This is a genomic window from Leisingera sp. ANG-DT (assembly GCF_000813785.1).
Taxonomy (GTDB): Bacteria; Pseudomonadota; Alphaproteobacteria; order Rhodobacterales; family Rhodobacteraceae; genus Leisingera.
In genome coordinates, this window is the sequence record NZ_JWLE01000024.1 from 1 (window position 1) to 495 (window position 495).

Annotated in this window: 1 pseudogene; it reads right to left on the reverse strand. The window is 63.4% G+C overall.

Annotation, left to right across the window (positions count from 1 at the left end):
* Positions 1–346 precede the first annotated feature (346 nt).
* A pseudogene (gene mraY, locus RA21_RS23205) lies at positions 347–495 on the reverse strand (phospho-N-acetylmuramoyl-pentapeptide-transferase); the annotation flags it as partial.

Here is a 495-nt window from a genome sequence, read left to right on the forward strand (position 1 = left end):
CCGGCCTATCGGCCGGGCGGAAGGCTTTTGAAAGGTGTTGCGTACCCTGCGTACGCTGCCCTCACCACATCTTCACTCCGCCGGGTTACCTTCGAACCGTTGCAACAAGAAGACCAGGAGACCGGCCCCCTCAGACCACCTCTTCATTGGGTGCAGGGCGGGCCCGCATAGGCCGACAGACGGGCACAGCCCCTTGGCAAGGGCTGTCCGATGCTCCGCCCCTTCGGCGGCGCCGCCTACTTCCTCAAAGACAAACCGCCCGACGCAGCAGCCCCGGGCGGTTCCATGGAAAAGAGAGTTCAAACCACCCCGCCAAGGACACGGCACGGCGGTAAAACGGCGTGTCTTACCGCACCTTCAGCGTCGCCAGACCGATCATTGCCAGGATCAGCGAGATGATCCAGAAGCGGATCACGATCTGCGGCTCGGCCCAGCCCTTTTTCTCATAGTGGTGATGGATCGGCGCCATCAGGAACACCCGGCGCCCGGTGCGCT